The 1,202-nt window shown below is 64.4% G+C and carries 1 protein-coding gene; it reads right to left on the bottom strand.

Annotated elements, in window-relative coordinates; all coding sequences use genetic code 11:
* A partial coding sequence (locus ABZO33_RS26810) for an AMP-binding protein (protein WP_414538502.1) occupies positions 1 to 1,202 on the bottom strand: 1,202 nt, incomplete at both ends.

Here is a 1,202-nt window from a genome sequence, read left to right as displayed (position 1 = left end):
TGCTGGGCGTAGGACAAGGCCAGCGGCTGGTTGCGGTCCACGACGCTGAACGCTGGTGCCTGGCTCGCCGCGCCTTGGCCGGCGGCCTGGGCGAAGGCCTGTAGGTCGGCGGACTCGAACAGGCTGCGCAGCGACACTTCCACGTTCAGGCGCTGGCGGATCCGCGAGGTCACCTGGGTGGCCAGCAGCGAGTGGCCGCCGAGTTCGAAGAAGTTGTCGTGCAGACCGACTTGCTCGACTTTCAGCACCTCGGCCCAGATCGCCGCCAGTTGCTGTTCCAGCGCCGTGCGCGGGGCCACGTAGCCCTGTTGCAACTGGCTGGCATCCGGCTTGGGCAGGGCCTTGCGGTCCAGCTTGCCGTTGGCGGTCAAGGGCCACTGTTCCAGGATCAGGAAGTGCGTTGGGACCATGTAGTCCGGCAGGTTGGCTTTCAGGTGCTGTTTCAGCGTGTCGCGCAGGGTTGCGTGATCGGCGTTGGCGTTCTGGGCGATCAAGTAGGCAGCCAGTTGTTTGCCCCCAGCCCCGTCGATATCCAGTACCAGCACTTCACGCACCGCCGCATGTTCTTGCAGGCGCGCTTCGATCTCGCCCAGTTCGATACGGAAACCGCGGATCTTCACCTGGTGGTCGATACGGCCCACGTACTCGATCACGCCCTGTTCGCGGTAACGCGCCAAGTCGCCGGTACGGTACAGGCGTCCGCCCTCGCTGGAGAACGGGTCCGGCACGAAACGTTCGGCAGTCAGCGAGGCACGGTTGTGGTAACCCCGCGCCAGGCCGGCATGGCCAACATGCAGTTCACCCGTGCAGCCCTTGGCCACCGGATTGAAGTCGGCATCCAACACGTACATCGACAGGTCCGGAATCGCCGCACCGATCGGGCTGCCTGCCTGCTGCGTATCGGCAAAGCGGATCGGCCGGTAGGTCACGTGCACCGTGGTCTCGGTGATGCCGTACATGTTGATCAGGTTGTCGCAGTCCTCGCCGAAGCGCTCGAACCACGGTTGCAACGCGGCCACATCCAGGGCTTCACCGCCGAAGATCACGTAGCGCAGCGATAGATCCAAGGCACTGTCACAGGCCACGCGCATCAGCGGCTTGAACGCCGATGGAGTCTGGTTGAGCACGGTCACGCCCTGCTCCACCAGCAGCTGATGGAAGTCTTCCGGCGAACGGGTCACTTCACGCGGCACGATCACCAG

Source organism: Pseudomonas sp. CAM1A (genome assembly GCF_047501685.1).
Classification (GTDB): domain Bacteria; phylum Pseudomonadota; class Gammaproteobacteria; order Pseudomonadales; family Pseudomonadaceae; genus Aquipseudomonas.
Note: the sequence above shows the minus strand (reverse complement) of the source record. Positions and strands in the feature narration are given on the sequence as shown.